Annotated in this window: 24 protein-coding genes, 1 pseudogene and 1 riboswitch; of the genes and pseudogenes, 8 read left to right on the forward strand and 17 right to left on the reverse strand. The window is 61.6% G+C overall.

Going from position 1 to position 25950, the window contains the following annotated elements; genetic code table 11:
* Window positions 1–54 precede the first annotated feature (54 nt).
* Window positions 55–483, forward strand: a complete 429-nt coding sequence (locus L1277_RS11000; RefSeq protein WP_253376434.1) for an ACT domain-containing protein — start codon at window positions 55–57, stop codon at window positions 481–483.
* 111 nt (window positions 484–594) lie between these two features.
* Complete coding sequence (locus L1277_RS11005; RefSeq protein WP_253376435.1) at window positions 595–2328, forward strand: hypothetical protein; 1734 nt, start codon at window positions 595–597, stop codon at window positions 2326–2328.
* A 52-nt stretch (window positions 2329–2380) separates the two neighbouring features.
* On the opposite strand, the gene L1277_RS11010 is transcribed toward L1277_RS11005, so the two are convergent.
* The 9 genes from L1277_RS11010 to solA form a co-directional block, all read right to left on the reverse strand.
* The gene (locus L1277_RS11010; RefSeq protein WP_253376436.1) at window positions 2381–2533 is read right to left on the reverse strand and encodes a hypothetical protein; all 153 of its coding nucleotides are present in this window, start codon (window positions 2531–2533) and stop codon (window positions 2381–2383) included.
* Window positions 2534–2695: 162 nt separating this feature from the next.
* The gene (locus L1277_RS11015) at window positions 2696–3724 is read right to left on the reverse strand and encodes an aldo/keto reductase (RefSeq protein WP_253376437.1); all 1029 of its coding nucleotides are present in this window, start codon (window positions 3722–3724) and stop codon (window positions 2696–2698) included.
* On the reverse strand, window positions 3721–4599 hold the full coding sequence (locus tag L1277_RS11020) for a class II fructose-bisphosphate aldolase (RefSeq protein WP_253376438.1): 879 nt from the start codon (window positions 4597–4599) through the stop codon (window positions 3721–3723). The genes L1277_RS11015 and L1277_RS11020 overlap by 4 nt, the downstream gene beginning before the upstream one ends.
* A complete protein-coding gene (locus L1277_RS15660) occupies window positions 4596–5948 on the reverse strand; it encodes an L-fuculokinase (protein WP_256481638.1) in 1353 nt (450 codons plus the stop codon). Before L1277_RS15660 ends, L1277_RS11020 begins: the two co-directional genes overlap by 4 nt.
* Window positions 5945–6970, reverse strand: a complete 1026-nt coding sequence (locus L1277_RS11030) for a 1-phosphofructokinase family hexose kinase (RefSeq protein ID WP_308215095.1) — start codon at window positions 6968–6970, stop codon at window positions 5945–5947. The genes L1277_RS15660 and L1277_RS11030 overlap by 4 nt, the downstream gene beginning before the upstream one ends.
* A complete protein-coding gene (locus L1277_RS11035) occupies window positions 6967–7710 on the reverse strand; it encodes an amino acid ABC transporter ATP-binding protein (protein WP_253376441.1) in 744 nt (247 codons plus the stop codon). Before L1277_RS11035 ends, L1277_RS11030 begins: the two co-directional genes overlap by 4 nt.
* Complete coding sequence (locus L1277_RS11040) at window positions 7707–8462, reverse strand: amino acid ABC transporter permease (protein ID WP_253376442.1); 756 nt, start codon at window positions 8460–8462, stop codon at window positions 7707–7709. The genes L1277_RS11035 and L1277_RS11040 overlap by 4 nt, the downstream gene beginning before the upstream one ends.
* Before the next feature lie 56 nt (window positions 8463–8518).
* Window positions 8519–9388 carry an ABC transporter substrate-binding protein gene (locus L1277_RS11045; protein WP_253376443.1) on the reverse strand — a complete coding sequence of 290 codons (870 nt, stop codon included), beginning with the start codon at window positions 9386–9388 and terminating at the stop codon, window positions 8519–8521.
* 90 nt (window positions 9389–9478) lie between these two features.
* Window positions 9479–10624, reverse strand: a complete 1146-nt coding sequence (gene solA, locus L1277_RS11050) for an N-methyl-L-tryptophan oxidase (protein ID WP_253376444.1) — start codon at window positions 10622–10624, stop codon at window positions 9479–9481.
* A gap of 179 nt (window positions 10625–10803) precedes the next feature.
* Here solA and L1277_RS11055 point away from each other — a divergent pair, with 179 nt between their 5' ends.
* Window positions 10804–11580, forward strand: a complete 777-nt coding sequence (locus L1277_RS11055; protein WP_253376445.1) for a DeoR/GlpR family DNA-binding transcription regulator — start codon at window positions 10804–10806, stop codon at window positions 11578–11580.
* Window positions 11581–11630: 50 nt separating this feature from the next.
* On the opposite strand, the gene L1277_RS11060 is transcribed toward L1277_RS11055, so the two are convergent.
* The 3 genes from L1277_RS11060 to L1277_RS11070 all read right to left on the reverse strand — a co-directional run bounded on the left by L1277_RS11060 (window position 11631) and on the right by L1277_RS11070 (window position 14127).
* Window positions 11631–12965 carry an MFS transporter gene (locus tag L1277_RS11060; protein WP_253376446.1) on the reverse strand — a complete coding sequence of 445 codons (1335 nt, stop codon included), beginning with the start codon at window positions 12963–12965 and terminating at the stop codon, window positions 11631–11633.
* Between the two features lie 86 nt (window positions 12966–13051).
* On the reverse strand, window positions 13052–13567 hold the full coding sequence (locus L1277_RS11065; protein ID WP_253376447.1) for a hypothetical protein: 516 nt from the start codon (window positions 13565–13567) through the stop codon (window positions 13052–13054).
* The gene (locus L1277_RS11070) at window positions 13567–14127 is read right to left on the reverse strand and encodes a hypothetical protein (RefSeq protein ID WP_253376448.1); all 561 of its coding nucleotides are present in this window, start codon (window positions 14125–14127) and stop codon (window positions 13567–13569) included. The genes L1277_RS11065 and L1277_RS11070 overlap by 1 nt, the downstream gene beginning before the upstream one ends.
* 77 nt (window positions 14128–14204) lie before the next feature.
* Between L1277_RS11070 and L1277_RS11075 the strand changes: the two genes are divergently transcribed.
* Window positions 14205–14720, forward strand: coding sequence for a MarR family winged helix-turn-helix transcriptional regulator (locus tag L1277_RS11075; protein ID WP_253376449.1), 516 nt, complete (start codon window positions 14205–14207; stop codon window positions 14718–14720).
* A gap of 419 nt (window positions 14721–15139) precedes the next feature.
* Here the strand turns inward: L1277_RS11075 and L1277_RS11080 are convergent, their stop codons facing one another.
* Window positions 15140–15349: a hypothetical protein gene (locus L1277_RS11080; protein ID WP_253376450.1), complete on the reverse strand. Its 210-nt coding sequence runs from the start codon at window positions 15347–15349 to the stop codon at window positions 15140–15142.
* 31 nt (window positions 15350–15380) lie between these two features.
* Window positions 15381–15454, reverse strand: a riboswitch (cyclic di-GMP riboswitch).
* Between the two features lie 215 nt (window positions 15455–15669).
* On the opposite strand from L1277_RS11080, the gene L1277_RS15850 reads away from it, so the two are divergent.
* A complete protein-coding gene (locus L1277_RS15850) occupies window positions 15670–16200 on the forward strand; it encodes a MarR family transcriptional regulator (RefSeq protein WP_374110220.1) in 531 nt (176 codons plus the stop codon).
* Between the two features lie 316 nt (window positions 16201–16516).
* The gene (locus L1277_RS11085) at window positions 16517–17440 is read left to right on the forward strand and encodes a hypothetical protein (RefSeq protein WP_253376451.1); all 924 of its coding nucleotides are present in this window, start codon (window positions 16517–16519) and stop codon (window positions 17438–17440) included.
* A 231-nt stretch (window positions 17441–17671) separates the two neighbouring features.
* Here L1277_RS11085 and L1277_RS11090 read toward each other — a convergent pair whose 3' ends face one another.
* Window positions 17672–19189 carry a PucR family transcriptional regulator gene (locus L1277_RS11090; protein WP_253376452.1) on the reverse strand — a complete coding sequence of 506 codons (1518 nt, stop codon included), beginning with the start codon at window positions 19187–19189 and terminating at the stop codon, window positions 17672–17674.
* A gap of 127 nt (window positions 19190–19316) precedes the next feature.
* Between L1277_RS11090 and L1277_RS11095 the strand changes: the two genes are divergently transcribed.
* Both L1277_RS11095 and L1277_RS11100 read left to right on the forward strand, forming a co-directional pair.
* Window positions 19317–20780, forward strand: coding sequence for a cytosine permease (locus tag L1277_RS11095; RefSeq protein ID WP_253376453.1), 1464 nt, complete (start codon window positions 19317–19319; stop codon window positions 20778–20780).
* A 90-nt stretch (window positions 20781–20870) separates the two neighbouring features.
* Window positions 20871–22391 (forward strand): amidohydrolase family protein, encoded by a 1521-nt coding sequence (locus tag L1277_RS11100; RefSeq protein WP_253376454.1) that lies wholly within the window; start codon window positions 20871–20873, stop codon window positions 22389–22391.
* Here the strand turns inward: L1277_RS11100 and L1277_RS11105 are convergent.
* The 3 genes and pseudogenes from L1277_RS11105 to L1277_RS11115 form a co-directional block, all read right to left on the reverse strand.
* Window positions 22311–22617, reverse strand: a pseudogene (locus tag L1277_RS11105) (transcriptional regulator). The gene L1277_RS11100 and the pseudogene L1277_RS11105 sit on opposite strands and share 81 nt — an antisense overlap.
* 301 nt (window positions 22618–22918) lie before the next feature.
* On the reverse strand, window positions 22919–23677 hold the full coding sequence (locus L1277_RS11110; protein ID WP_308215096.1) for an SGNH/GDSL hydrolase family protein: 759 nt from the start codon (window positions 23675–23677) through the stop codon (window positions 22919–22921).
* Window positions 23678–24715: 1038 nt separating this feature from the next.
* The gene (locus tag L1277_RS11115; RefSeq protein ID WP_253376456.1) at window positions 24716–25336 is read right to left on the reverse strand and encodes an SGNH/GDSL hydrolase family protein; all 621 of its coding nucleotides are present in this window, start codon (window positions 25334–25336) and stop codon (window positions 24716–24718) included.
* Between the last annotated feature and the right edge of the window lie 614 nt (window positions 25337–25950).

Here is a 25950-nt window from a genome sequence, read left to right on the forward strand (position 1 = left end):
CGTCGCGGCTCAGCTAGCGCCAGGAGCCTTCCGCGCGAACCAATCAGGACAGACATGCTGCTCTCAGACCTTCCCTCTGTTGCCCTTCACGAACTGGCAGGGGACTACGTCATCGCTCGACTTCCCGCGACGGCGGCTGTTCCCGCCGAACTCCTCGCGGCTTCTCCGTCGCATGGCTACGTCTCCGTAACCCGAACCCCACAGGAACTCTCGGTGGTCTGCGCCGCGGACCTCGCGCCTGATGATGCTGAAATTGATGGAATGTGGAGGGCGTTGTACGCGAGCGGTCCCATCCCGTTCGGACTCACGGGCGTCGTCACGTCGCTTGTCGCCCCGCTCTCCGTGGCCGGCTGCCCGGTCTTCGTCACGTCCACCTTTGACGGCGACATTCTGATGGTGCCGTCTGATAGGTACGGTCGTGCCCGAGAACTGCTGACTTCTGCAGGGCACACGCTCGCGCCCGAGATGTCCGGGGACGAGTAGGCTCACTCTCGGCGCGGCTGGAGTAACCGGAGGCCAACAATCTTTCCGTGAGACGGACGCGCGCTGAGACGCATCACCTTTATGGCGGATGCCACAACAACAGGAGCTTCCATGGCGTTCGCCAACTCGCACGGACGCCGCGATCGGATCCGGCGCGCGACGCGCCGACTGGGAGCCGCGGCTGCTCTTCTCGCGGTTGGTGTCACAAGTGCTTGCGCGAGCCCGGACGCAGCACCACCGTCACCGCCGGCCGTCAACACGGACGGTCCTACATTTGATTTTCTCGGTGCCAGCGACGGCGTCGAAATCCGTGATGGCGACGATTGGAGCATGCCGCCATCGGCGCGCCCCGCGGCCAATTCCGGGTTCTTCTCGGAGGAAGCATCCGCAGAGGACCACGTCTTCACGCGCTCGGTTGACGTCAGCTGGCGGCAGATTCAGCCGACACAAGGGGGACTGGACCGGAGCGCATCCGGAGAAGCGCAGGGACTGAACTTCGATTCGCTCGACGAACAGCTCGCCCGCCCCGACCGGTTCTGGATGCGGATCTTCGCCAGCGGTGAGAGCTGGGCGCCCGAATGGGTTGCCGAGGATTGCGGTGTATCAACCTACGGGCCGGACTATGACGGCGAACGGCACCTGCCCATTTGGGACGAATGCGTCTGGGGTCATTTGCTCGACAGCTACCGCAAGGTGTTCATCGATGGTGGCCTCGCCGCCGACCCGCGGTTGTCGTTCGTCTACGTGCCTGGCGCATTCACCTGGGCAGAATTTGACTACGACATAGTGACCGCTGCCGTCGAAGCCGGTGACCTCGATCTGGACACCTACCTCGCCTGGCACGACCACGCCTTGACCGACCTGGCCGAGCTCTTCGGTGAGCATGCGACCAAGCTCGTCTTCACCGGGGAAGACTACCCGTTCGGTCCGTTCGACACTGACGACGACCTGCTTGCCGCCGACGCGGTTGACGCGGGTCTTGGCATCCGAAATGGCATCACCGAAGTGTCGAACTTCCACCTGAGCGAGGCGCCCGCGTACGGATCGCACATTCTGCCGAACGGGCACCTCGCACTCGATGACACGCTGCCGGTGCACGACGGCACGCGAATCGTCGCGACCGAGAACGAGTGCTTCAACGACTGCGGCTACAACTCCGACGACCCGTACTATGCCGTGCGGCAGTCGAACCTCAAGGCTCTGCAGCTGCGGACGAACTGGATCTATGTCGTGCCCGACCCGTCGTACTTCGCCGAATATCCCGAACACTGGGATTGGGTGCGCCTGTCGATGGGCGCGACGGCTCAGACATCGCCGGATGCCTGGGCGGCGTTGCGTGACGCCGAAGACACCTACTGGGCGGGCGATGAAGCCGGCCCGTTTGAAACTGGATCTGAGTCGTGGGCCAATCGGCCGTGGGTGCGCAACTTGGAACGCTGGCTCGTGCAGGTTGATGAACCGGGCTCGGTCGCGCACCGCTCCGACGATGACGTTCACGTGGGGGTCGTGCAGGCGGACAACGGGACCGCGCACGAAGGATTACGAACGGATGCCGCGGGTGGCGACACCGGGTTCGTCTTCGAGCTCGATCCGCGATTTTCGGCGGCGTCCGAGGCGTGTGTCGTCAAGGTGACCTACCTCGACTCGGGAACCGGCGCGTTCACCGTCGATGTGGGGGACTGGTCCTCGCCGCTGATCGAACGCACCGCTGATGGCGCCTGGAAAACGGCGACCGTCGCGCTTCCTTCAGGTGCGCTCGCGGAGCATCCGTCATTTCGGATATCAGTCACGCCCGGCGCCGATGATTTGACCGCACGCTTCGTGCGGGTCGTCCGCTCGGAATAAGGAGCTTCACCGGTGCGGTGTGCCGACTGTTCTGTCCCATCCGGGATGCAAGTTAAGGCGTCTCGAGGTCCTGCCGCTCGGCGGAGGTCTGGTCGAGCGGCTTCTGCTCTTTCGCGGCAGCGATAGCCGCTCTGCCCGACGGCAGCAAGACCGCCAAGGTCATCACCAGCACAGTCGGTTCGACGTTCTCCTGCACGAGGGTCATGAACGGGACCGAGAACAAGGGGCTAACTCCGAACCCGACACAGTCCCACGCCGCTCGGACGAACTCCAAGCAGACCGGAAGGCTCCCTGCAATGCAGAGAGCCTTCCGGTCGCCAACCTGAACCAATCAGGACAGCTGAGTGATGATCGTCGAAGTGCTCAACTATCCGAGGTAGGCCAAGGGAGCGGACGGTCCCGACCCAGCCGAGGTGGAGTCAATAGCCCGTGTGATTTGCTCGTACTCGTCCGTTGTGAGGGTGACAGATCCCGCTCCGGACCAACCATCGATTTGCGCCGGCCGTCTCGCCCCGACGATCGCTGCCGTGACACCTTCGAACCCCAGAACCCACGCGATCGCAACTTCAGCGGTCGAAATTCCGCGAGCTTCGGCGACGGTGGTCATCGCCGCAGCGACGGTGAGGTTTCGCGTGAGGCCTTCACCTTGGAAGTCAGGGTGCCGCGCGCGCCAGTCATTCGACGGAAGGGCGGCGGCCCTTTCGGGTGAAAACGAGCCAGTTAAGAGCCCCGATTGCATTGGGCTATAGACGATGACCCCGGTTCCATTGGCGGCACACCATGGAATCACATCAGCAGCTGCGTCCCGGTAGATTGCCGAAAACGGTGGCTGCAACGAGTCGACATGGCCGATCTGCTCAGCGCGCGCCAGCTCGTCGACGTTGTGGTTTGAAAGCCCGATCGCTCGGAGCTTTCCCGCAGCTTTCAGGTCGACCAATGTCGCCCAATACTCTTCTAGCGGGGTGCCATCTTCAGCTGGCCAGTGCATTTGATAGAGGTCGATGCTTTCAACCCCGAGTCGTCGAAGCGACGCATCGACCTCAGCGCGCAAGCTTGACGGTGCGCCGACTTTCCTCTCACCTGTCTCCAAAGCGTCATCGTCGGACCAGACCAACCCGCCTTTGCTGAAAACCAGCGGGCGTTCCGCTTCGGGCAGCTGTCGAAGCGCTTCACCAACGACTGCTTCGGAGTGACCCCGGCCGTAAACGGCGGCGGTGTCGACCCAGTTGATGCCTCGATCGACGGCCGCAAGAATCGTGCGTACGGAGTCGTTGTCGTCTTGCGCTCCCCAGCCGTACGACCATTTTGAACCACCTATCGCGAAGGCTCCGAGACCAACGCGAGTCACGTCGAAGCCAGTTGTGCCTAGCGTGGCGGTCGGGAGGGATGTATTCATTGTGTTTTCCTTTCTTTCATGTCCGGTGTTTCGCGGACATGCACTTGATTGATGAGACCCAAAAGATGGCGGGCTTGACCCTCGATAGCGTCCCGAGCGGGACCGAGGTATCGCCGCGGATCGATGAGGTCAGGATCCCTAGCGAGCTCCAGCCGTATGGCGGAGGACATCGCCTTATTGAGCTGGGTTGAAACATTCACTTTTGTTATGCCGAGTGAGATAGCGTCCCGGACCGAGTCGTCTGGTACTCCCGAAGTGCCGTGAAGAACAAGGGGGACGTTCACTTCACCACGGATGCTCTCGAGTAGACGAAGGTCGAGGTTCGCAGATTGTGTAGCCATCGCATGAGACGACCCAATTGCAATTGCGAGCCCATCGACTTTTGTCTCTTCGACGAATCGACCGGCCTCAGCCGGGTCGGTCCGCGCGCCAGGAGCGTGCGCACCCTTGCCGCCAACCTCGCCGAGTTCCGCCTCTGTCCATGCTCCTTGTTCGCGTCCCCACTGCGCTGCCTCGCGCGTGAGTTGAACGTTCGTTTCATAGTCGGCAGAAGATGCGTCAATCATGTAGGAGCTGAACCCGGCTTCGATAGCGGACCGACACAGGGAAAAAGAGGTCGCGTGATCGAGGTGTAGGGCGACGGGCATACTCGACCGACGTGCAAGCGCGAGACAGGCTGCGGCTATCGGAACCGGATCGCCGCTGTGGTAGAGCAGAGCGTTCTCGCTAACTTGCAAGATGACGGGGGCGCCGCTGCATTCTGCGGCGCGGACGATCGCTTCCGCATGCTCAAGCTGGATCACGTTCAGTGCGGCGATTCCCGTCCGCAGTTCCTGTGCACGCTGGACCAAATCCGCGGTCCGCGCGATGGTCATTCTGCCCTCACCCCCGCCGGCGAAACCGACATGCCGCCTGATATCCCGTGAGCAGCGCCCTCACTGTAGGTGACCGCCGGTGGACTTGGGGCGATACCCTCCACGGCGAACTGAGCCAGCAAGGCAGCGCCGAGAGCAGAGAGTTCGGGTTCTCGCAGGAACGTAAGCGGCACCGCCGAAGCGGCACGGCGGATCTGACGCCAAAGTGGCTGCGATGCAGGACTTCCGCCGACGAACACTCGTCCATCACTCCGACCGGCAAGCGTTAAGAGACGGTCGATCCTGTCGGCGGCCCGATCCGCTTGGTCATGAAGAAGCTGGAGTATCGGACGAACCGTCAAGTCGATGTTGTTTGCTCTCCTCTCGCCACTCAGATGTGTTGAGTCCATGAGTACCTCCATACGCCGGTAGAGATCGTCGATACTGTCGGTGAATTCCGTATCTCGAACCGCTGCATCGAACTCGCGTCCGGACGCGCTTGCAATGTGAAGATATGCGTGTCGGGCATCGACGTAGGTGCCGACATCAATGCCGGCTTCACGAAGCTCGTCGCTCAGGTAATCCACTAAAACAATTTGCGATTCGGAGGTGCCAACCGAAATATAGATGTCCCCGGTGCTCCGGACCCCCGCCCCGAAGGCACCACAAAAATGGTCATGACCACCGGCAACGATAGGCACGTCCGGGTGCAAACCATGGTTTGCCGAAATTTCACCGCTCGTCCTCGCGATAACCGTCCCCGAGGACACCAGAGTGGGCAGTAATTCCCTTGGCAGCCCCAGTCGATCAAATCTCTGCAAATCCCACTGTTCGGTGGTTGGATCGTAGAAACCCGTTCGCGACGCATGGGACCTGTCCATTGACAAAGGACTGAAGCCTCCGGCGTCTGTTACGTGGTCACCGGTAAGTCGAGAGCTAACGTATCCGGCGATATCGGTGAACGAACGGGAAGCGGTGATTCGGTCGGGGTGCTTACGCGCAATGGACGATAGCTTGTGCCAAGTCGCTTCAGCGTGAGTGGGCCCTTCCGGGGACAGTGCCGACTCGACTGTGTACCAGGCGGGTGTAGTTCCCGTCGACAAGCCCGTCGCATCAACTAAAACGATCTCCTCGCCGACGGATGCGACGCTCACGCCCGCCACGTCTGCGGGGTATTCGCGAAGGACTCTTGCGGACACGGCCGCGGTCACCTCTACGACTGCGTCCGGGTCTCTGAGATCACCCTCCGATGAATGTTTTACCGGTGTTGGCAGGGACGATGAGGCGAGTACGCGACTCTCGGCTGCGTCGTAAAGAAGAGCCTTTGTGCGCGTCGTGCCGATATCAATTCCGAGGTACGCCCTAGTCAACTGGGCACCTGATTGAGTTCAAGGAGCGGAGCGAATGACACCGCGGCTGCGAAAGTTACGAGGCCGCTCGCATCGTCGAGCCCGGGCGTCAATTGTCCAGCGTTCACGACGCCGCCTGCCGTTGCCATTCTTAGCGAGTCCGAGAGGGAACAGCCGTCAGCGACACTTGCCATGAAGCAGGCGAGAAAGGTGTCTCCGGAGCCCGTTGCGTTCACTGCTTCGATTTGTGGGACGGCAACTTGCCACAGACCGTCAGCCGTTGCAACGACGAACGCTGCGCTGCCCATGGTGACGATGACAATGGAGGAGCCTCGTTCTATCTGTGTCACCATCGCGCTCGCGATGCTTCGGAGCGCGGCTTCGTCATGACCGTCAGCGGCGCAGCCCGTCGCGTCTGCGAACTCGGACCGGTTGCACTTCACGAGCCAGGGAGCCGCGGCTAGAGCGTGGCGCAGAACATCCCGACTGGCATCAACGGCAAGTCGCGCTCCACGAGAGTGGGCCAACTCGGCGACATCGGCGTAGAAGGAGCTGGGCAAACCGGGCGGCAGGCTACCAGTGCAGACGACGAGGTCACCCAGGAGAACATCTTCGGCAATCTTCGCGCGGAGTTGCTTGATCTCTGCTTCAGTGACCTCCGGGCCAGGCTCGTTCAGGACGGTGGAGCGACCTGTGCTGACCTCGACGATGACCGGGGTAATTCGAGTGGAGCCGGCAATCGGTGTATGGCGGTCGTCAATGCCTCTATCGCGGCATTCTTCGGCTGCGATGGCTCCGACAGGGCCACCCAGAAAGCCGTACATGCTGACCTCAACACCAAGACTACGAACAGTGCGTGCGACGATGAAGGATTTACCGCCAGCTCTCGCGACAACGGAGCGCACTCGATGAACGTGACCCGGTTCCAGCCTGTCAATGGTTTGCGTTCGATCCATTGCCGGGTTCGGTCCGACGATTCGGATTCGGCGTGAGCTACTTGTTGGCCAATCGATCGGGTTGATCGGCTCAATCGCCGCGTTCACAGGACTTCCGAGAGGAAAGAACGCAGGCGTTCTGACCGAGGGGAAATGAAAAGCTCATCTGGCGGTCCTTGCTCAACGATGACTCCACGGTCCATAAAGACGACGCGATCTGCGACCTGCCGAGCGAAGCCCATCTCGTGGGTGACGACCACCATGGTCATGCCTCTTTTTGCGAGGTCGATCATGATGTTCAGAACACCTTTGACCAGCTCGGGGTCGAGCGCCGAAGTCACTTCATCAAACAGCATGATTCCCGGCTCCATAGCCAGTGCCCTGGCTATTGCAACCCGCTGCTGTTGACCACCGGATAGGTTGAAGGGCCTCGAGCTTGCCTTCGACGAGAGACCGACTTCGCTGAGACGCGCAGCGGCAACGTCCTTCGCCTTTGCCGAGCTGAGTCCCTTCACACGCTCGAGCGAGACCGTGATGTTGCGCTCGACTGTCATGTGTGGAAAAAGATTGAAACTCTGAAAGACCATGCCGACGTGGCTTCGGAGCTCGTTGATGTCCGCTCCGCCGGCCGTGATCTCGCGATCCCCAATGTAAATTGATCCTGATGTAGGCACCTCGAGGAGGTTCATGCTGCGCAGCAGTGTCGACTTGCCGGATCCCGAGGGGCCAATGATGCAGACGACCTCGCCCGGCTCGATCTTCAGATCGATTCCTTTGAGGACCTCGTTCTGACCGAAACTCTTGTGTAGCCCTTCGACCCGCACTCCAAAGGTTGTGGTGGTGGTCATGCTTTTGCTCCTTCGCTCGCAATTGCCTTCGTAGCCGGTTCTTCGACGATCACAGGTACCCTTCCGGTGCGAAGGCGGTTGTCGAGCCAGTTGACGTAGTAGGTCAAGGGGACAGTGATGATCAGATACACGATGCCGGCCGCGACAAGGGGCGAAAGGTTGCCAACTCGCTGAGACATGTCCTGCCCGATGCGATACAGCTCGCGCTCACCGACGGCAAGACCGAGCACGTACACGAGGCTCGTATCCTTCACGATGCCGATGAACTGGTTGGTGAGGGCAGGAAACACGTTTCGGATGCCCTGAGGGACGACAATCATCGCCATGGATGTCGTGTATGGCATCCCCAGTGCTCGCGCGGCTTCAAGCTGCCCATGATGGATGCTCTGGATGCCGGAGCGGAAGATTTCCGCCATGTAGGCGGCACCGATCAAACCAAGAGAGATGATCCCGTAGGGATAGGCACTCGGACCGAAGGGCTGTACTCCCATGTACGGAAGGCCCTGGCCGATAAGAAAGATCGTGAGGATAACCGGCAATCCCCTGAGGAGGTCGACATATATCCTTGCCGGCCAGTTCAGCCAGCGGTGCCGGGAGATCAGTGCCATCGCGATAACGATGCCGAACGCGAGCGCGATTGCTGTGGCGGAGACAGCGAGAATGAGGGTGTTCATGAGGCCAACCCCGACAAGGTCCGGAAGTACCTTCGTGATCAGCTCGATGTTGAAGAACATGTTGATGAAGTCGTTCATAAGTGCAGTCCAATCAAGGTTGGTTGTGGGCGGCAGGGCCGCCCACAACCGCGGGCCTAGTCGTTGGGGTAGGAGTCCTTCGGGAACTTCTCGTAGTAGCCGCTGAGGAAATCAAGCTGAGGCTGGACGTCCTCCGTTGTCACCCACTTCGTGAAGATTTCTTCGTAGGTGCCGTCCGCGAGCATTTCCCGTAGCGTCTTGTTGATGTCGGCGCGAAGTTTGTCGGATTCTGGCCGCAAGACGATGGCTGCTCCACGGTTGTCATCGTTCACCGCGCTGAAGGCAACTTTCACCTCGTACTGCTGCACGTACTTATCAGCAGCCTGACCGTCGAAGAACCCAGCGTCGATCGTTCCGCCTTCCAGCGCGTTGAACATCGGAGCTTCGGCCGGGAAGTAGATGATTTCCGAGTCTGTGAAGTACTGCTCCGCATACTCGGCGTTGCGGCTTGCCGATTTGACGCCGACGCGCTTGCCGTCAAGGTCCTTCGCATCCTCGATCTTCGATTCGGTCGGCACCGTGATTGACATGACGCCGGTGTACGTCGGAAGCGAGAACGACACCGTCTCGCGGCGCTCGTCGGTGTCGGCAATCGATGAAGCGGCTGCGTCAGCCTGACCAACCGCGACGCTGGGAAGAATCGTGTCGAACTCCTGCGTCTTGATATCCAGCTGGAGCCCAAGCCGATCGGTGATCTCGGTGAGCATTTGAACGTCGAACCCTTCAAACTCTCCGTCGTCATTGACAGAGGCGAAGGGGGCGGCGTCGCTGTTCACTAGCAGTTGAAGTGTGCCCGCCTTGGCAAGTTCGTAGTCGGCGGTTGCCGAATTACTCGCTGAAGTTTCGGGCGCGGCCGATGAGCATGCGGACAGTGTGAGTGCAGCGACCGCGGTGAATGCGATGGCGACGTATTTGCTGCGTTGCATTGAAGTACTCCCATTGATAGACGTGGTGCATGAATTTGATAGACGTGTTGCATGGACTTAGTAGGCGTTGCGTGCGGGCGGGTGGTTAGGTCAGTGAAATCTCGATGGTGCGAAGAGCGACAGGTCGAATGGCGAGTCACCGTCGAGCGCAAGGTCTGCGCCGATCTCCCCAATCGCGGGCGAATGCTTGAACCCATGGCCTGAACAGGCGGCAAGCAGCACGATGTTGGGATGGGAAGCCGAAGGGCCGACGACGAAATGTTCGTCGGGAGTGACGGTGATCATGCAGCCTCGGGCGTGCACTGCCTGAGGCTCAAGAGCGCCGCCGAACTGACGGGCGACGAATGCCTCGACCCGCTGAACTTCGTCGGGAGTGACGTCCCTACGATTATCGGAGGGATTCTCGATGGAGTAACCTGCTTGGTCCTGAAGTCCGACCTTCACGCCAAGATCATCGATCGCGGGAGCCCCCCAGCCGCGGACTCCGTCGAGGTCCCTGGTGAAAACGGGGAACCGATCGGGAGCGAAATGTTGCCAATCGTCCCCCCGCGGGAGGAACCAGGTGAGAATGGCCCGTCGCACGGTGAACGAGGACGCCTCGTCCGGAAGTAACGTCGAATTCCAGGCCCCCGCAGCCAAGATCACTTTGCGCGCGACTACCCGCCCGCGTTCTGTATCAATCACGACCCGAGATCCGTCGTCGTCGACACGCGTGACCGGCGTGTTGGCCCACACGGTTGCGCCTGCATCCACGGCGAGTTCGACTGCTGTGGCTATCGAAAGCTCTGGCCGAACAACGCCGGTGGCTGGATCGATCAAACCGATGTCGCTGTCGCGAACCAGATGCTGCGGAAACCGGCTGCGCACCTCGTCGGCGTCGAGCGTCTCGTGTGGCAGCCCTCGTGCTTCGAGCGCAGCGCGGGTGGTCTCTATGAGTTCGCTCTCGGCCGAGCCGAGGGTCAATCCCGAAACGAGCGTAAGGATTTCGCGCCCGGTCTGACGCTCCGCTTCTTCCCAGAGCTCGCGGGAGCGGCGAGCAAGGTCGACGTAGAGAGGGCCTTCCGAGGCACCTCCTCGAAAGAGCCGGGAATGGCCGTGGGATGATCCCCGATCGTGGGCGATTGAGAACTGCTCGATCCCGAGGACTGAGGCCCCGCGGCGCGCTGCGCTCAGGAGCGCCTGACTGCCGGCGGCCCCCAGCCCGACGACCGCGAGGTCGACTTCTTGTGCGTCCATCTGCGCTCTATCTCCTTTGAATGAATGTGGATTTAGACAATCACAAGCAAACACAAGCCGTCAAGAGGGAAAACTCTAGGAAACACAGATATGATCTGAATTAACGAGGATGAAACACACTCACACGGGCACTGCACGACAGACTGGGCCTCAAGATCTCCACACGAGACGGGATGCACATGGCAGAAATGGAACGGCTGTATGCCGAGGAGCGTAGATTCGCGATAGCGCGCGCCGCGAAGGAGGACGGGCGGGTAGAAGTCGCCTCGCTCGCTAGCCGGTTCGGCGTGAGTGCGGAAACGGTCCGACAGGATCTCAATAATCTGCAGTCGTCCGGTCTCGTGCGGCGAGTGCACGGTGGCGCAATTCCAGTGGACAGGCTCCTCTTTGAGGAAAGCGTTGGCGACCGAACGCGTTACTCCGCCGAGAAGAACGCCATAGCGAAGGCCGCCGTCGCATCGGTGCCAGCTTCTGGCGCCATCTTTATTGAGTCCGGATCGACATCAATGATGTTCGCCGAGCACATGCCGAAGGATCGAGAACTCACAGTGTTCACCAACTCCCTTCCGATCGCGCTATTCCTCGCTGCTGAACCAGCGTTGACCGTCTTGACACTCGGCGGACGGGTCCGGCCAGTGACACTGGGGGAGGTGGACCGCTTTGCGATTCGCAGTCTTCAGGAGATTCAGGTCGACGTTGCCTTTCTCGGCACTAACGGTCTTTCTGCCAGTCACGGGCTTACGACGCCTGATCAGACGGAAGCTGACTTCAAGAGGGAGACGCTCCGTTCTGCGAACCACCGAGTGCTTCTCGCCGACCGGAGCAAGGTGGGTACCGTTGCTCTGTGGCGATACGGGTCGGTCGAAGACCTCGATGTGGTCATAACGAACGCGGGCGCAGATGAGGCCATTTTGGATCACGTCAAAGCGAGTGGGCCAAAGCTCATTCTGGTGTGACCGAACCGTTCTCCGTTTTCGCTTTGGGAGGAATGCGGTAACGGATTCCGCTACGTCGCTTCGCCAGTCGTCTCCGAGGCCTGGTCGAGCGGCTTCTGCGCTTTCGCTGCAGCAATAGCGGCTCGGCCCGAGGGCAGCAAGACCGCCACGGCCATCACCAGCACGGTCACGATTCCGGCGATGATCAGCAGCACCTGAACGCTGATCACATCCGCGAGGGGTCCGAAAATGGTCATGCCAACCGGCGTGGCCAGCGCCATCACGATGCCGACGTAACTGAAAACGCGACCATGCATTTCCGGTGCGACGGTCTCCTGCACGAGCGTCATAAACGGGGCGGAGAACAGGGGTACGAGAAGCCCGAACCCGAACATGAAACCGTAAAACACCCAGAGGTTGGGCGAGAGCCCGAGTGCGGTTGTGAAGACGGCGAAGCCAAACGTCGCGAACAGAATAAGTGGCATCCGCCCGCGCTTCGCCAAGACTGTGGCGACGAGAGCACCGCCCAGTAACATGCCGACGCTGAACGCGATCTCGAGCACGGTGACCATCCACACCTCAGTGCCGAACGTTCGCGCAATCAACAGCGGCGTGATGAATGACGGTGCAACCGTGAGCAGGAAGATAATGGCGAAGACGCCGAGCAGCCAGCGCACGACCTTGTGCTGCCAGATGTACCGCATCCCTTCGACGAGGTCCTCGCGATAGCTCGTCGTCTTCGTTGCGATCGACGCGAGGGTCGGCACAGACACGAACACCAGGAAGCCAACGCCGATCACCGCAGTGACAACGTCGATGAAGAAGACCGGCACGATGCCCCAGAGCCCGAAGACAGCACCCGCCGCAGCCGGAGCCAGGAGCGCCATCGCGGATTGGATCGTGCCGAAGAGCCCGTTGACACGCATGAGCTGGTCGGGCGGAGTGATCTGCGGAATCATCGCCTGCACAGCCGGTGTCTGGAATCCTGCTCCGATCGATCTCGCCCCGACGGCAAGCAAAATTACCCAGAGGTCGGTGATGCCGTTGAGCATCGCCATGGCCAGCACGAAGGTGACAATGGCAATCGTGCTGTCGGCGATGATCACGAGTACACGGCGATTCATCCGGTCGGCGACGACCCCTCCGAAGATCGACACGATGCCCTGCGGCAGAAACGCCGCAATGGCGTAAAGAGCGATCGCAAAGCCCGACTGGGTTGCAAACGTGACGTACCACATCACCGCGTACTGCACGATCATCGAACCGAACAGCGAGATCGTCTGACCGCTCAGGAAGAGGGCGACGTTACGTTTCCACCGTGCAGGTACAGCGGATGCTTCGCCCTCGGCGGCGAGAACGCCGTGCGTTGGTGATGACGTCGTTGATGAGGTTGGCTCAGAATCCACCTGCCCACAGTACCTGCGCCCGGCGACATCCGCACCCGTCTCCGGGTGGGGTTTGGACTCAATGCCCTGGGAGTCAGGCCGCGAAACTAGCCGTGCGCGAGCAACTCGAGACCGACGACCGCGAGACCCAGGATGACCTCTACGGCGAGCAGCGCCACCTTCAACCAGGCACCCAGCTGTACGCGACGGACGGCGAGAAAGCCGACGAGGCCCAGAGTCGCGACGAGGACGATGCTCGAGACGCTAAGGGCGAGCTCGATGTTCATGACGTCGAGCGCCGCGAGCCCGAGCAGGATCAGGGGAACAATGACGACGCCAATGGCGTTCGCTACGACACCGACCATGTGGCGCAACTGGCTCCGCGTGGGCAGAGCGGTGTGTGCGACGGTGTGGCTGATGAAGTCAGCCACAAAGACAGCCAGAAGAGTACCGCCGACGGCGATCAGCAGAGTCGTCGCGGCCTTTCCAGCCGTAAGGTCGTGCGCGTGGCTCGAGAGCGCCAGAACGACAGTGAGACTGGTGAAGGTGACGTAGATGCGCTCCTTCAGTCGCTCGGCAATCGTCTGGCGATCGTCCGAGGTGAGTGTGCGGCTTGTGGCCATCAGTGCTCGTGCTCGCGGATTTCACCGAGTTGAGCGGAGACGTCAGCGACGTGCAGCACGTCAATGGGGCGGCCTGCCTGGGCGCCGGACAGAGCCGCGTGACGCAGGCGGTCCTCGAGAACCGTGTTGAGCATCCGCGCTGTCAATCGGTCTTCGGCGCTTGCGTGCATTCGACCGGTGACGATGACGACCCTCGACCCCGGCAGGTTTGCGGCGAGTACTTCGGCAGCGTGCTCGAAACCGGCGGGGCGTTTCGTCAGCGAAAGGTCCGGTGGGTCCTGGGCGTCCGTGCCCTCTGGCCACCAGTCCACGACCACGGCAATGGCATCCACGTGACCGTACGATGCCTCAACGTGAGCGAGCGCGTCGACCAGTGCTTCGTCTCCTGAATCACGAATCTCGATCGGCAAGATCGCCTCACCGTAGGTGTTCACAAGCATCGCGAGTTGGGAGACGTCGTTCTTGAGAATCGCGACCGAGTTGCCCGTGCGGATTAATTCTTCAGCGAGATAGCGGTCCCTTCCATCGCTTCCGCCAACGATGCACCAGACTTCAGACACGGGAACCCTTTCTAAGTTAGTTTGGTCGTTCCTAACTATTTGTCATTCTCTAAGTCCTAGCTGGGAGGAAGCCGATTATGAGTCGACGTAAGGCGGCGGATCTCATCGCTTCGCTGCATGAAAGCCAAGCCGCGATTGCGCAGGCTTTGGACCAGCGCAAGATGGATGTGTTTCTCAGCGTCGACTTATCGATCCAGCAAATTCGGATGGTGATCCTGGTGGCCTCGGGGCAGGCCTCAACGGGCGGAGAGCTCGCGCGGATTCTCGGCATCACCGCCCCGACCGTGTCGACGGCGGTGGACCGCCTGGTCGAGGCTGGCTATCTCGCCCGGGATGACTCCGCCGAAGACCGTCGCATCAAGCACCTCACCGTCACAACGAAGGGGCAGGGCATCCATGACCAGCTTCTAGGCCTCCGCGAAAAGGCTGACGAGTTCATCGCCGAACTTGAGATCGACGATCTGGAGGCGCTCGAGCGCGGGACCGTTGCACTGAGGCGAGCCATCGAACGGCATCGGGGCATTGCAGAGGGTTTCATCGAAGCGGATTCCAGAGACGGGGGTCCCCCGGCCTCCTCGAATCACCCGACATAGGTTTCGCCGCTCGTGGGGGCGACGTCTCCGGTGAGTGGCGTGCTTAGCCGCCACATCGAGGCGAGGCGTCCGCGGCCTGAACGCGACCGGGCCAGAATCGTCGCCTTCCGTGCCGTGGTCAGGCGCGGCCGGGTACGCGCTGGCGAGCCCGAGAATCAAACGCGCTGACACGCCGTTAGGTGATAAACGGACGCTTCCACAAGCGAAGCCGAGGTTCCTCGGGCTTCTCGTCCTCTGATCCGTCAGTGACTAAGTCGACCCAGGCGCATCGTCGGCATGCGCGAAGGTATTCGTGGACGGCTAACCCAACGCCAAAGTACGGATTCGGGACGAGCCGCGTTCGATAGCCGCACTTGACGCATGGTGTGTCCGTCGGTGTAACTGAAGGCGGGTCGGGGTTCTTCCTGATCAAGATGCGATCACTTTCCGATGAACAGAAGATGGGCACGCAACGACGTTTCATGGCCTGAAACGATGACAGCATCGGGCAAAAGTTGCTCCAGTCGAGTAAACGCTCCGCTGTGCCCGGCCACGCTCGTCACCTCTCTAGCTTCAGCAAGCCCGAGCTTGATGTCACCTTCCCATCCGCCGGGGGTAGCGACGAGGAGGGCAGCGGTGACTGGTGTCACGATTGAACGCTCTGCATTGGGGGCTCTCTTCTTCGGCGGGTCGGCTAGCCCGAAGGCCCCGTGCCTTTGCGTCGCCTGCTTACGCCAGGTTTGCTCTTATCGGTGAGCGTGCGTCCACTCCACAAGGAAGAACTGAAGCCGATTTCCCCAAAGCGCGCGCTTCAACAGATCGAAATCTAACAGTTTTACATTGACGATCAAGCTATTTGGCGCTCAAAGCACCCACAATACCCCCACATTGGTGTCGCGCCGATGCAGCGCATGCGCCGCAACTCCGGGAGGATGGAAGCCGGGCAAAGCGTTGGATGGGGTGTGCACGGATGAGCGGAGTGGCTGCCGAGCAAGGGTCCGAACACACTGCTCTTCGTTCGCTATCGCTTGGCCTGCGTGCCATCGTCCTTACCGGCCGTTTCTTTCTGCAGAGCCATGGGGCCACACTCAATCTCGGCGCAACGGATCTCGTTGCACTCGATCAGATCTTTCTCGATGGCCCGCTTACGCCAAGCGAACTTGCGCAGAGGCTTGCCCTGACAACGGGGTCGGTGACTCCTCTCGTCGACCGCATTCAGGCCGCGGGATTCGTCATGCGAGAAGGTAACCCGAACGACCGAAGAAGCATGCTCGTACGGACGACGTCAGCAGGGAATGAGGTCATGGAGCGGCTGTACGCGGAGGTTGACGCAACCTTGCAGCAAACACTCGAGGGCCTCGCGCCGCTATCGAGAGCTGCCATAGAAGAGGTTTTTCGACAAGCGAATGCTTCTCTCAGACGAACGACCGTGACTGCACCAAATCGTACGAGCACCGAAGTTGTGGACGCCTCAGCGGTGAGTAACCACAGCAGGGCCTGAGGTCCGCACAGGAAAGCCTGTGAGCCGCTCATGGTCAGAACCCTTCTTCAGCGGCAGGCGGCCAGATGAGTGTGAAGTTCTTCTACAGACGTGCATCGTGCGCCGAAGCGCCGATGCCCGTGAACCGAAGTGTGTATGGAGCGGACGCCAGCCAAATGAACCCGCCTATCTCACGGACCGGCAAATAGAAGCCGAGTCCAAACGGGGCCGGGCTTTGGGGCACACCTGCCCAACCTCGACGAGTGGCCGATAGTCAAGAGGACGGCATCTGCCCACCCCAACCAACCCCCGACTTGCCACTTATCCCCAGAAGGAGATGATGATCACGACTGACGAAGCGAGCAGTACCGCAACCAAAGCTCCGAAATTCAGTACGAAGCACACCGCCTTCCTGACTGCCGGCGTGCTGATCCTCGCAGGGGGCATCACCCTCGCCTCCGTCGGTGTGGCGAATGCCAATGCTGCGGAGACCGCTCGCCAGTGCGTTGTCGCGCTCAAGAACGGCGCTGAAGCTACGGAGTCCGTGAAGGCTTCCGCAGCCACGTCCTTGACGGCCCTCGAAGCCGTCAAGAATGTCGTCCTGCCTCATGAGGCAGGAACGAGCACCGACTACGCACTCCGTCCAGGCGCTGAAGCAGTCGAAGCTGTTCCTGCCATCGAGGCAGTGCCCGCCGTCGAAGCGATCCCTGCTCGTGCAAGCGGTGCTGAGTTGATCGCTGCGGTCACCGACCAGGGCGTCGCCCTCGGAGCGATCAAGATCTCGACCGAGTGCACGGACCGGAATGAAGCCGCAGCAATCGTGGCCGCATCAGCGAACGCCAAGGCTGCGGCAACCGCACTCGACACGAGCGTCACCACGTTGACTGACGACTTCGCTGTCTTCCAGGCCGAAGAAGCTGCCCGCATCGCTGCAGAGATTGAAGTCGCGCGCATCGCTGCCGAAGCTGAAGCTGCGCGGATCGCGGCCGAAGAAACTGCCCGTGCGGCAGCCGAAGAAGCTGCTCGTCAGGCAGCGGAGGCAGAGGCCGCACGCAAGGCCGCGTCGAAGTCCTCCGGAGGAAGCTTCGGCGAGACCAAGAAGAGCACTGGAGGCGGCGGAAGCACCACGCCCCCCAGCAGCGGAGGCGGAGGAAGCGTTGCACCGCCTAGCGGCGGCGGCGGCGTCGTTCCTCCTGGTAGCAACAACGGTGTCTGTTGGGACAGTAACGGCATGGGTGGCGGAGTCAAAGTGCCCTGCTAAGCAATCCGCCCGGCACAATTACCTCGCCCACCAACGGTGGGAGGAGGATGGGGTCACGTCGCCAACCGGGTGACGCGCCCGGCCCGTGCCGGGGGCTCCAAGTCGCGGCACGAACCACTGAACCTCCGGGGGCATCCGGTCCTTGGGGGGTTCTTCTCGTATGGGACATCACCTCAGAGCACTGCCCGGTTTGGAGGATGGCAACCTGGGACGCGCTCCAACCGGGGAGGTCTAGTGAATCGACGCGCCCGACTGCCGTCGCCCCTGCTCGAGGAACACCGCCGTCAGGATCGCAGGGATTCGAGGTGATCCAGCGGGGAGTGGCCCGATGAGTGTGAAGATCTTCTCCAGCCGCTGATAGAAGGTCTGGCGCTGAATGTTCAGATCTCGCGCGGCATCCGTCTTGCTTCCCCAGTGGGTGACGTAGGCGGCGAGCGTTTCGAAAAGTTCACCAGGAGCCTCGGCATCGCGGCGCAACAGGGTACCGATCTGCTCGTCGATGTAGCGGGTGGCAGCCTCGTCGTCGTCGAGCTCACGCCACAGTCGCGCGAGCGCAAAGTGACGGGCATCGAGGACCGAAGCGCCGGTGCCGGTGAACCGGAGTGTGTCCCGAGCTGACGCCAGGCAGTGCGCAACGCCGCCGATGTGTCGGCTCCCGTTTCCTACACACACAACAAAGCCAGGTCGCGCGGTTGCGAGGCCGTTGAGTCGCTCGATCAACTCAGCACGGCGTGTTTCGAGATCGGCCGAAGATGCGAAGCCCAACACAGCGGCAAGTTCTGAGCCGCTGAGCTGCGTGATCACGTGCGGCGCCGAACTCGACAGGGTTTCGTGAAGCGCCGCGACGTGGGTGTGCTCCACCGTGGCGACCAGAGAGAGATAGAGGTCCGTCGCACCGAAACCGAGTTGCTGCGCGACGGCGGCGAGTTCCTGCTCGGCGGCGTGCGCACCGGGCCGAGCGCTCGCCGCGGGTGCAGAAAGCAGGGAGAAGAAGCGACTCTTCGCCCGATCCTCCGCTGAGATCGGGCGGGAGTGCACGAGAGCGATGGCGAGGATCTCCGGCGCGCGCTCGAGAGCTGCGGAGAGCAAGCGGATGTCGGCGTCGTCAGCGGGGTGCAGGGTCAGCGTTGCGACGACGGTTCCGCCGAACGACACTGGTGCTGAGAATGTCGAGGTGGCGGATGGCGGGGGAGTTGCGTCACCTGCTGAGCCGAGGAGTTCACCCGACAGCGAGGTCAGGGTGACCGATGACCGCGTTTGTTCGCTCAGCACGGTGAGGAGGGCGTCGATGCCGACGAGTTCTTGCACCGATTCCGACAGCGCCATCGACATCCGGTCGGCAATTTGCAGGCGGCGGAGGCTCGAATCGGCCAGTTGGCTGTTGATGCTCTCGCAGATCTGCACGAAGGGTACCCGGCGGCGCAGCTCGATTATTGGGAAACCGCGCTCTTCGGCGTGGGCCAGGAAGGCGGCCGGGATGCGCGGGAACGCGTCGGTCGTTTCGAGGGCGAGTGCGGCGACACCCGCTTCGGCGAGAGAGTCGAGGTACGCGGTCTGCGCGTCGCGGGACGCCGAGCGCAGGTTGGCGGCCTCGCTGAGGATCAACTCACCGCCGCGGAGGAGTGGGGCGATGTCGAGCTGCTCGCTCGCGTGCACCCAGCGCACCGTGCGGCCGACCGGATCCCCGGCGGCAACGACGGGCTGCGCAGCGAAAACATAGGCGTCGGCGAGCACGTCGCGAAGATCCATCGATACATTCCGTCCATTCGGTGTTACACCGAGTTTACAAAGCGTCACTTCTGTCGAAACAATGCCGGGTCATTCTGATTACCGAACGTAGCAACAATCCCGACTCCACCTGACTCCAGGAGACCCCATGTCTGCGACCATCGACGTCGAAGAGACGCTGCAACCCATCCCCGAATCGCAACGCACCACGCGCATCTCCGGCCAATTCTGGATCTGGGCCGGGGCCAACATCGCTCCTATTAACTGGGTGCTTGGTGCACTCGGCATCAACATGGGACTTGGCCTCGCCGACACCCTGATCGTGCTGGTGGTCGGCAACCTCATCGGCATGGGGCTCTTCGGCCTGTTCGTGTTGCTCGGCCAGCGCACCGGCGTCACCGGCATGCTGCTCGGCCGCTCGGTGTTCGGGCGACGCGGCAACTACCTGCCGTCGGCGATCCAGGCACTCGTCGTCATCGGCTGGTGCGCGGTCAACACCTGGATCGTGCTCGACCTCGTGATCGCGCTGCTCGGCCAACTCGGCTGGCTCGACCCGACCGAGCACAACTATGGCTGGAAGATTGCGGTCGCCACACTGATCATGGCCATCCAGGTCGCGGTGTCGCTCGCGGGCTACAAGGCCATCGCGGCGTTCGAACGCTGGACCGTTCCGCCAACCGTGATCGTGTTGGCCCTGATGAGTATCGTGGCCTGGTTCTTCCTCGACATCGACTGGACGTACGCCGGCCCGGCCGACGGAATCCTCACCGGCACCGAGCGCGTCGTCGCGATGTCCGCGGTGATGACGGCGATCGGCATCGGCTGGGGTATCACCTGGCTCACCTACGCGGCCGACTACTCCCGCTTCGTCTCCACAGCCGTGCCGAAGAAGAAGCTCTACCTGGCCAGCGCGCTCGGTCAGATCATCCCGGTCATCTGGCTTGGAGTGCTCGGCGCTTCCCTCGCCACCAAGAACGGCAGCGTTGACCCCGGCCAGCTGATCGTCGAGAACTACGGCGCCCTCGCGATCCCCGTGCTCCTGCTCGTGCTGCACGGCCCGATCGCCACCAACGTGCTCAACATCTACAGCTTCAGCGTTGCGGCGCAGGCGCTCGACCTCAAGGTCGGCCGCAAGAAGCTCAACGTGCTGGTCGGAGTGCTCTCGCTCGCCGCAGCGGTCTTCTTCATCTACTCCGAAGACGCCGCAACCACCCTCGACGCCTGGCTCGTCGGAGTCGTCGGCTGGGTCGCCACCTGGGGCGCGATCATGCTCGTGCACTACTACCTCTTCGAGAAGAACTCGACGAGCTTCGGTCACCTCTTCGACCCGGTCGGCTCGAAGCGACTGCCCGACCTCAACGGCCGAGCATTCGTTGCCTTCGCAGCCGGCATCGTCTTCACCTGGCTGTTCCTCAACGGAATGGTTCCGGCGCTGCAGGGCTTCGGGGCGAAGGCTCTCGGCGGCCTCGACCTGTCCTGGCTCGCCGGTGGACTTGCGGCCGGCCTCACCTACTACCTGCTCTCACGCACCAGCCACAAAAAATGGATGGCCCTGCAGCAGGCACCGACACACACCGCGGAGAGCGCAAGCGAACCGGTGGTCGTGAGCTAGCAGCATCCGTTCGAAAAAAGACCGGCCGTGCGTCGACCGCGACGCACGGCCGGGCAGATCACCGCATTCCCAGCACCCAAGGAACTTCAGATGAGCATCTTCATTCGCAACGCCAACGTCATCACCATGGACGCGATCTCGGGCACAACGCCGCTGACCCGCAGCATCCGCATCGAGAACGGGGTGATCACCGCGATCGGCACCGACCTCGAACCGCAGCCCAGTGACCGGGTGATCGACGGACGAGACCGTCTCGTCGCGCCCGGTTTCGTCAACGCGCACACGCACTCGTGGGAGATGCTCTACAAGGGTCGCTACGACAACCTGCCGCTCGAGCTGTGGATGGCGCTGTCGTATCCTATTCTCGGTGACAGCCGGGTCGCGCCCGACCTGATTCGCTTGCGCACCAAGCTCTTCGCGATCGAGTCGCTCAAGGCCGGTGTCACCACGGTGGTCGACGATGTGCTCGAGACGCCCGGGCAGGACCGCGAGCAGCTGACCGCGGTGTTCGACAGCTACGACGAGCTCGGCATTCGCGCGAACATCTCCGGCCACGTGATCAGCAAGCCGTTCATCGACACGCTCCCATTCGTGACCGAGTACCTGCCCGACAGCATTATTAAAGAGGTACGTGGGATGTCTGTGCCCACGACAGACGAATATCTTGCGTTCAGCCGGAACGCGTTCGGTACGCACCACGGCCGCGGCAATGGACGGTTGCGCTACATGGTGGCGCCGTCGGGCCCGCAGCGGGTGGAGAGCGATCTGCTGGTCGGGGCAACCGAGATGGCGCGGGAGTTCGACGCGGAGTGTCACGTTCACGTGCTCGAGACGAAGACGCAGCTGGTCACCGGTGACGAGATGTACGGGCAGAGCCTGGTCGCCTATATGAACAGCATCGGCGCATTGTCGCCGAACACCACGTTTGCGCATGGCATCTGGCTGACCGATGCCGACATGGAGATGATTGCGGATGCCGGTACCTCCATTTCGCATAACCCCATCTCGAACCTCAAGCTCGGTTCCGGCATCGCCGCGTGGCGGAAGCTGCAGAATGCGGGCATCAACCTCGGGCTCGGCACCGACGGCTGCTCGAGCAGTGACTCACCGCGGATGCTTGACGTGATCAAGATGGCCGCGCTGTTGCACAAGGTCACCGATCCGGACTACACGAGCTGGCCGCGCGTCGACGAGGTGCTGGCTGCTGCGACCATCGGCGGAGCGAAGAGTGCGGTGCTCGACGACAGCATCGGGTCGCTCGAGGTCGGTAAGCAGGCTGACCTGGTGATCTACAACCTGGAGACCATGGCGTTCACGCCGCGGCAGAAGCTCGACAACCAGCTGGTCTACTCCGAGAATGGATCGTCGATCGAGACCGTAATCGTGAACGGGCAGATTGTGGTCGACGGCGGAGAGGTCACGACCGCGGACGAGGTCGCCCTGCGTGCCGAACTCACCGAGCGACTCGACGAGATCGTCGCCTGGCAGGACAACCTCGACGACCAGAACAAGGTGCTGACGGATGCGTTCTCAAAGATGTATCACCGGGCGATGTCGACGCACGGGCCGGTGAACCGCTTCAGCGGTGACGAGAAGGCCTGGTTGGCGTAGCCCGGTCTTTGCCCACACGGCATCGAGCGAGAGTCCGAGCACATCGGTGATCGCCGCGATGGTCGGAAAGGCCGGGGCTGCTACACGGCCGGCTCGATCTTCCGAAGCATCTCCGGAAACACTCCGGTATCGAGGCGGCCTCAAGCATCGAGCGCTCGCCTCGGGTGCGGTTCAGTATGGCGCCAAAGACCTGCCCGCGCTCGACCTCTCGGGGGGTGAGCGGCAATCGAACCGCGGCACCAACACTAATACCGGGATAATAGGGCCGGGATAGTTATTGGTCACGAGGAGAAGGCCGCTGAAGGGCGTGCCGAGTGCCATATTCGCGTGCTAGAAACCAAGACGCAGCTCGTTTCACCGGGAGCGAGATGTACGGGCAGAGCCTCGTCGCCTATATGAATGACATCGCCGCGCTGTCACCGAACGCGACGTTTGCCTAGGTGCCTAGTTGGCACAGGCGGAAATGGAAATGGCTGCGAATGCTGGCAGCTCCATTCCAAAACCGAGCGTGAAGTCTCCTAGGGCGCCTAACTCGTGGCCTCGATCGGCCACGCGGCAAGAAATTCGGCGGCGATGGCTCGGTGCCCGGCATCGTTCGGGTGTACCCCGTCCTCGGTGACGAAGCGAACATTCCCTTGTAGCGGGTGGCCCATGTCTAGGAATGTTGCCCCTGATGCTGCGGCAGCTTCACGCACGGTTGTCACAAGAGTGGGCCACCACTGCGGGGCTGCGTCGTCATCCCAGATCGGACTCGTGACAACGACTGTGGCCTTGGGCCATTTTTTCTTCGCGGTGCTGATCGCTCCCTGCACCGCGGCGTTGTAGCCTTCAGTCGCCTGTCCGTCATTCCGCCCGCCTGAGATAATCACGACGTCGGGAGTGAACGTAGTGCTGGCTGCGATGGCTTCCGAGTATATGGGGCAGTGTTCCAGCCCGCAGCCTTCGACGCCGCTGGTCTTCACGTACCCGGTGCCGCCACGCCCTTCATTCTTCTCGGTCCATCCGAGCTCCGTGCTCACGAGGGTGGTCCAGCGCAATTCCGGCTCGGACGCTCCCACACCTGCTGTGTACGAATCGCCAATGAAAAGAGCTTTTGGCGGTAGCACCTGGGGCGTTTGAGGCTTCGGTGTCCAAGGCGTTGTCGTGCTGGGTTGCGTAGGCGGCAGATTGAGTGCGGCGGCAGTTAGCCCGAGCGACGCCACTGCGACGACCGCAAGAAGCGTGTAACCCCACTTTCGTCCGAACCAATTCCTGGACCGCATGCTGCGCACCCGTGATTTTCCCATCTGATCAATCTATGAGGACGCATGCAACCCGCCGGACCGAACTCCACCCCCAGTTTGGGTAGACCCGTTGCCCTTTGAGGGGTGAAATTCACGCAGCGCGATGGTAGGCAGTCGCGTTACCTCACCGGAGTGGCAACGGCATCGATTCGGGGGTGCACGACCCTGTTCGCATGAGGTAAATATCGGCTTCGTATCAAGGGCGGGTTCTATCCCAGAATGGTTTCTCCGTGCGGCGGAATGGTCGTCGGTTCTGACCTCCCACCAGATGGCATGCTGGCCCGTCCGAGCGAGCATGTCAAGATCACTCGCTTATGGCGGGCAGACTAGTCGCGATGCGGTGGTCGTGTCTATTGCGCCAAGGGGCTTGCTCAGCTCGCGCTCGCGGAGGGGTGGTTGGCGGTAGCGGGCTCTGCCCGCACAGCATCGGCTGAGACCCCGATTATCGTCGATCGACGCGACGGTGGTGAGGCCCTACAGACGCGCTCGCCCGGAGCACGCCCGTTAGGTACGGGTAGCAGGGCTCCGAGTCGTTGCCCCCGTTTGAGTTCGTTGGAGTGAGTCGCAAACGGACGATGACTCTAACACTGTTACTGGGCAGTATGGCGATAGTTCATTGCCAAATAGGGGCAGCACGAGCCATCGATGCCCTGGTCACCGGTATTCTGCAGTCGCCCAGGCTCACAATACGGTCGGTACGAATCCACTCGGGTCCATCGGTACGATCTGGACATGATCCTCAAGGCCGGTGCCGAATCCTGCTTCGTCTTATACGTGCCGTTTCCGGCCGTTCGGTCACTACATTCGCACATCCGTGAACGATGCCGCGTTGCAAAGATTCCTCACTGCTACAGGCTCGCCACCGATGACCTGCTCACATTCGAGCCGTGAGTCATGATCAATACCGCTGAGCTAGTGACCAACCACAAAGGCTGGAGTGTGGGAAACAAGACCAGGTGCCGGATCGCCCATAGCCAGCGCACCATGGCGATCACCGAGAACGGTGCCGAGATCACGATGCTGCCGTCGTTTTCTTTTGCGCTAAGGTGTCGCGTTTACGAGTGACTCGACAGATGGGCGGATTGCCTCAAGCAGGATTGCGTGGCCCGCGTCGTTGGGTGAAACGCCGTCGGCGGCAAGCACATGGGTTCGTGCTTCAAGGGGCTGCAGGATGTCAACATAACTGCCCCCTGCTGCTTCGACGGCGGCCCGTACTTCCGTTCCAATTTCAGCCAACCGTGTCGGTGGCTCTGAGGTTCCCCAAAGCGGGCTGATCGCGATGATTTTAGCCTGCGGCAATCCCGCCCGGAGCTCCGAAAAAGTTGCAACGATTGCCGCGCTGACTGTAGTGACGCTTGAGCTTCCCAGGTAATCAAACCGGCCCCCCGAGACGATCACGACGTCCGGTGCCGCAGCGACGATGTCCACAGTTCGCTCGGCATACGGCCGCGCGTTGGGTTCTCCGCCTGCGGTGGCGTACCCTGTCGCCCCAACCCCTGCATTGATTTCAGCCCATCCGTTGGCAGCAGACAGTCGAGCGGTCCACCGCTGCTCGGGTGCGCTCGTGGCAGCGCCGGACATGTATGAGTCACCCAAAAATGCCACCTTGAGCGGAGCGATGGTCGAGGCGGGAACCGGCGTTGGCGTGCCATCGCCATTCATCGAAGCGGGCGGGAGGGACGTTACGGCACTTGACGGTTCCCCGATTGGTCGGTTCAATGCAAGCACGACGAAAACCGCGGCAACTATCGCGAGAGCGACAAGAACCACGTACCGACCAACGGTAGACCTGTTTCGCGCGGACATCTGTCGATTTGTGCGCTTGCCCATACGTCGACCTTAGTCGGCGCTTGCCCTTCCGGCTCAGGTGATCCATCTGGTTGCACGTTGTTGCCGTCCCGCAGCCGTCCACGCCCATGTCCGTCGCGATCGTATTCCGCCTGACGTGCTTGGGCGCTTGAGATTCCCATACAATTAATCAGGACGGCAGCGGAACCATCGCTAAGTGGAGGGCGGGACAAGCCCCGCGGAGATGCGGCGGCGCGACCAAAAGAGTGTGCAGTCCCGTAACGGCATTGGGCGTCATCGTCGTGCCTTCGTCAGGCGTTGTGGTTGCACGACGACGCATCGCGAAATTCGATTCATCTAGTAGCATCAAGCCCGACCGAATCAATCCTGCTCGGCATTCACGATTACGAATTATCGACATCATGGAGTCTGACACTTGACAGTCGTGCCCGCTAGCAAGATTATGCCGCCGCGAGTCCGCGTGACCG

Origin of the sequence: Okibacterium sp. HSC-33S16 (assembly GCF_024171565.1) — a bacterium.
In the GTDB taxonomy this organism is placed as follows: domain Bacteria; phylum Actinomycetota; class Actinomycetes; order Actinomycetales; family Microbacteriaceae; genus Mycetocola_A.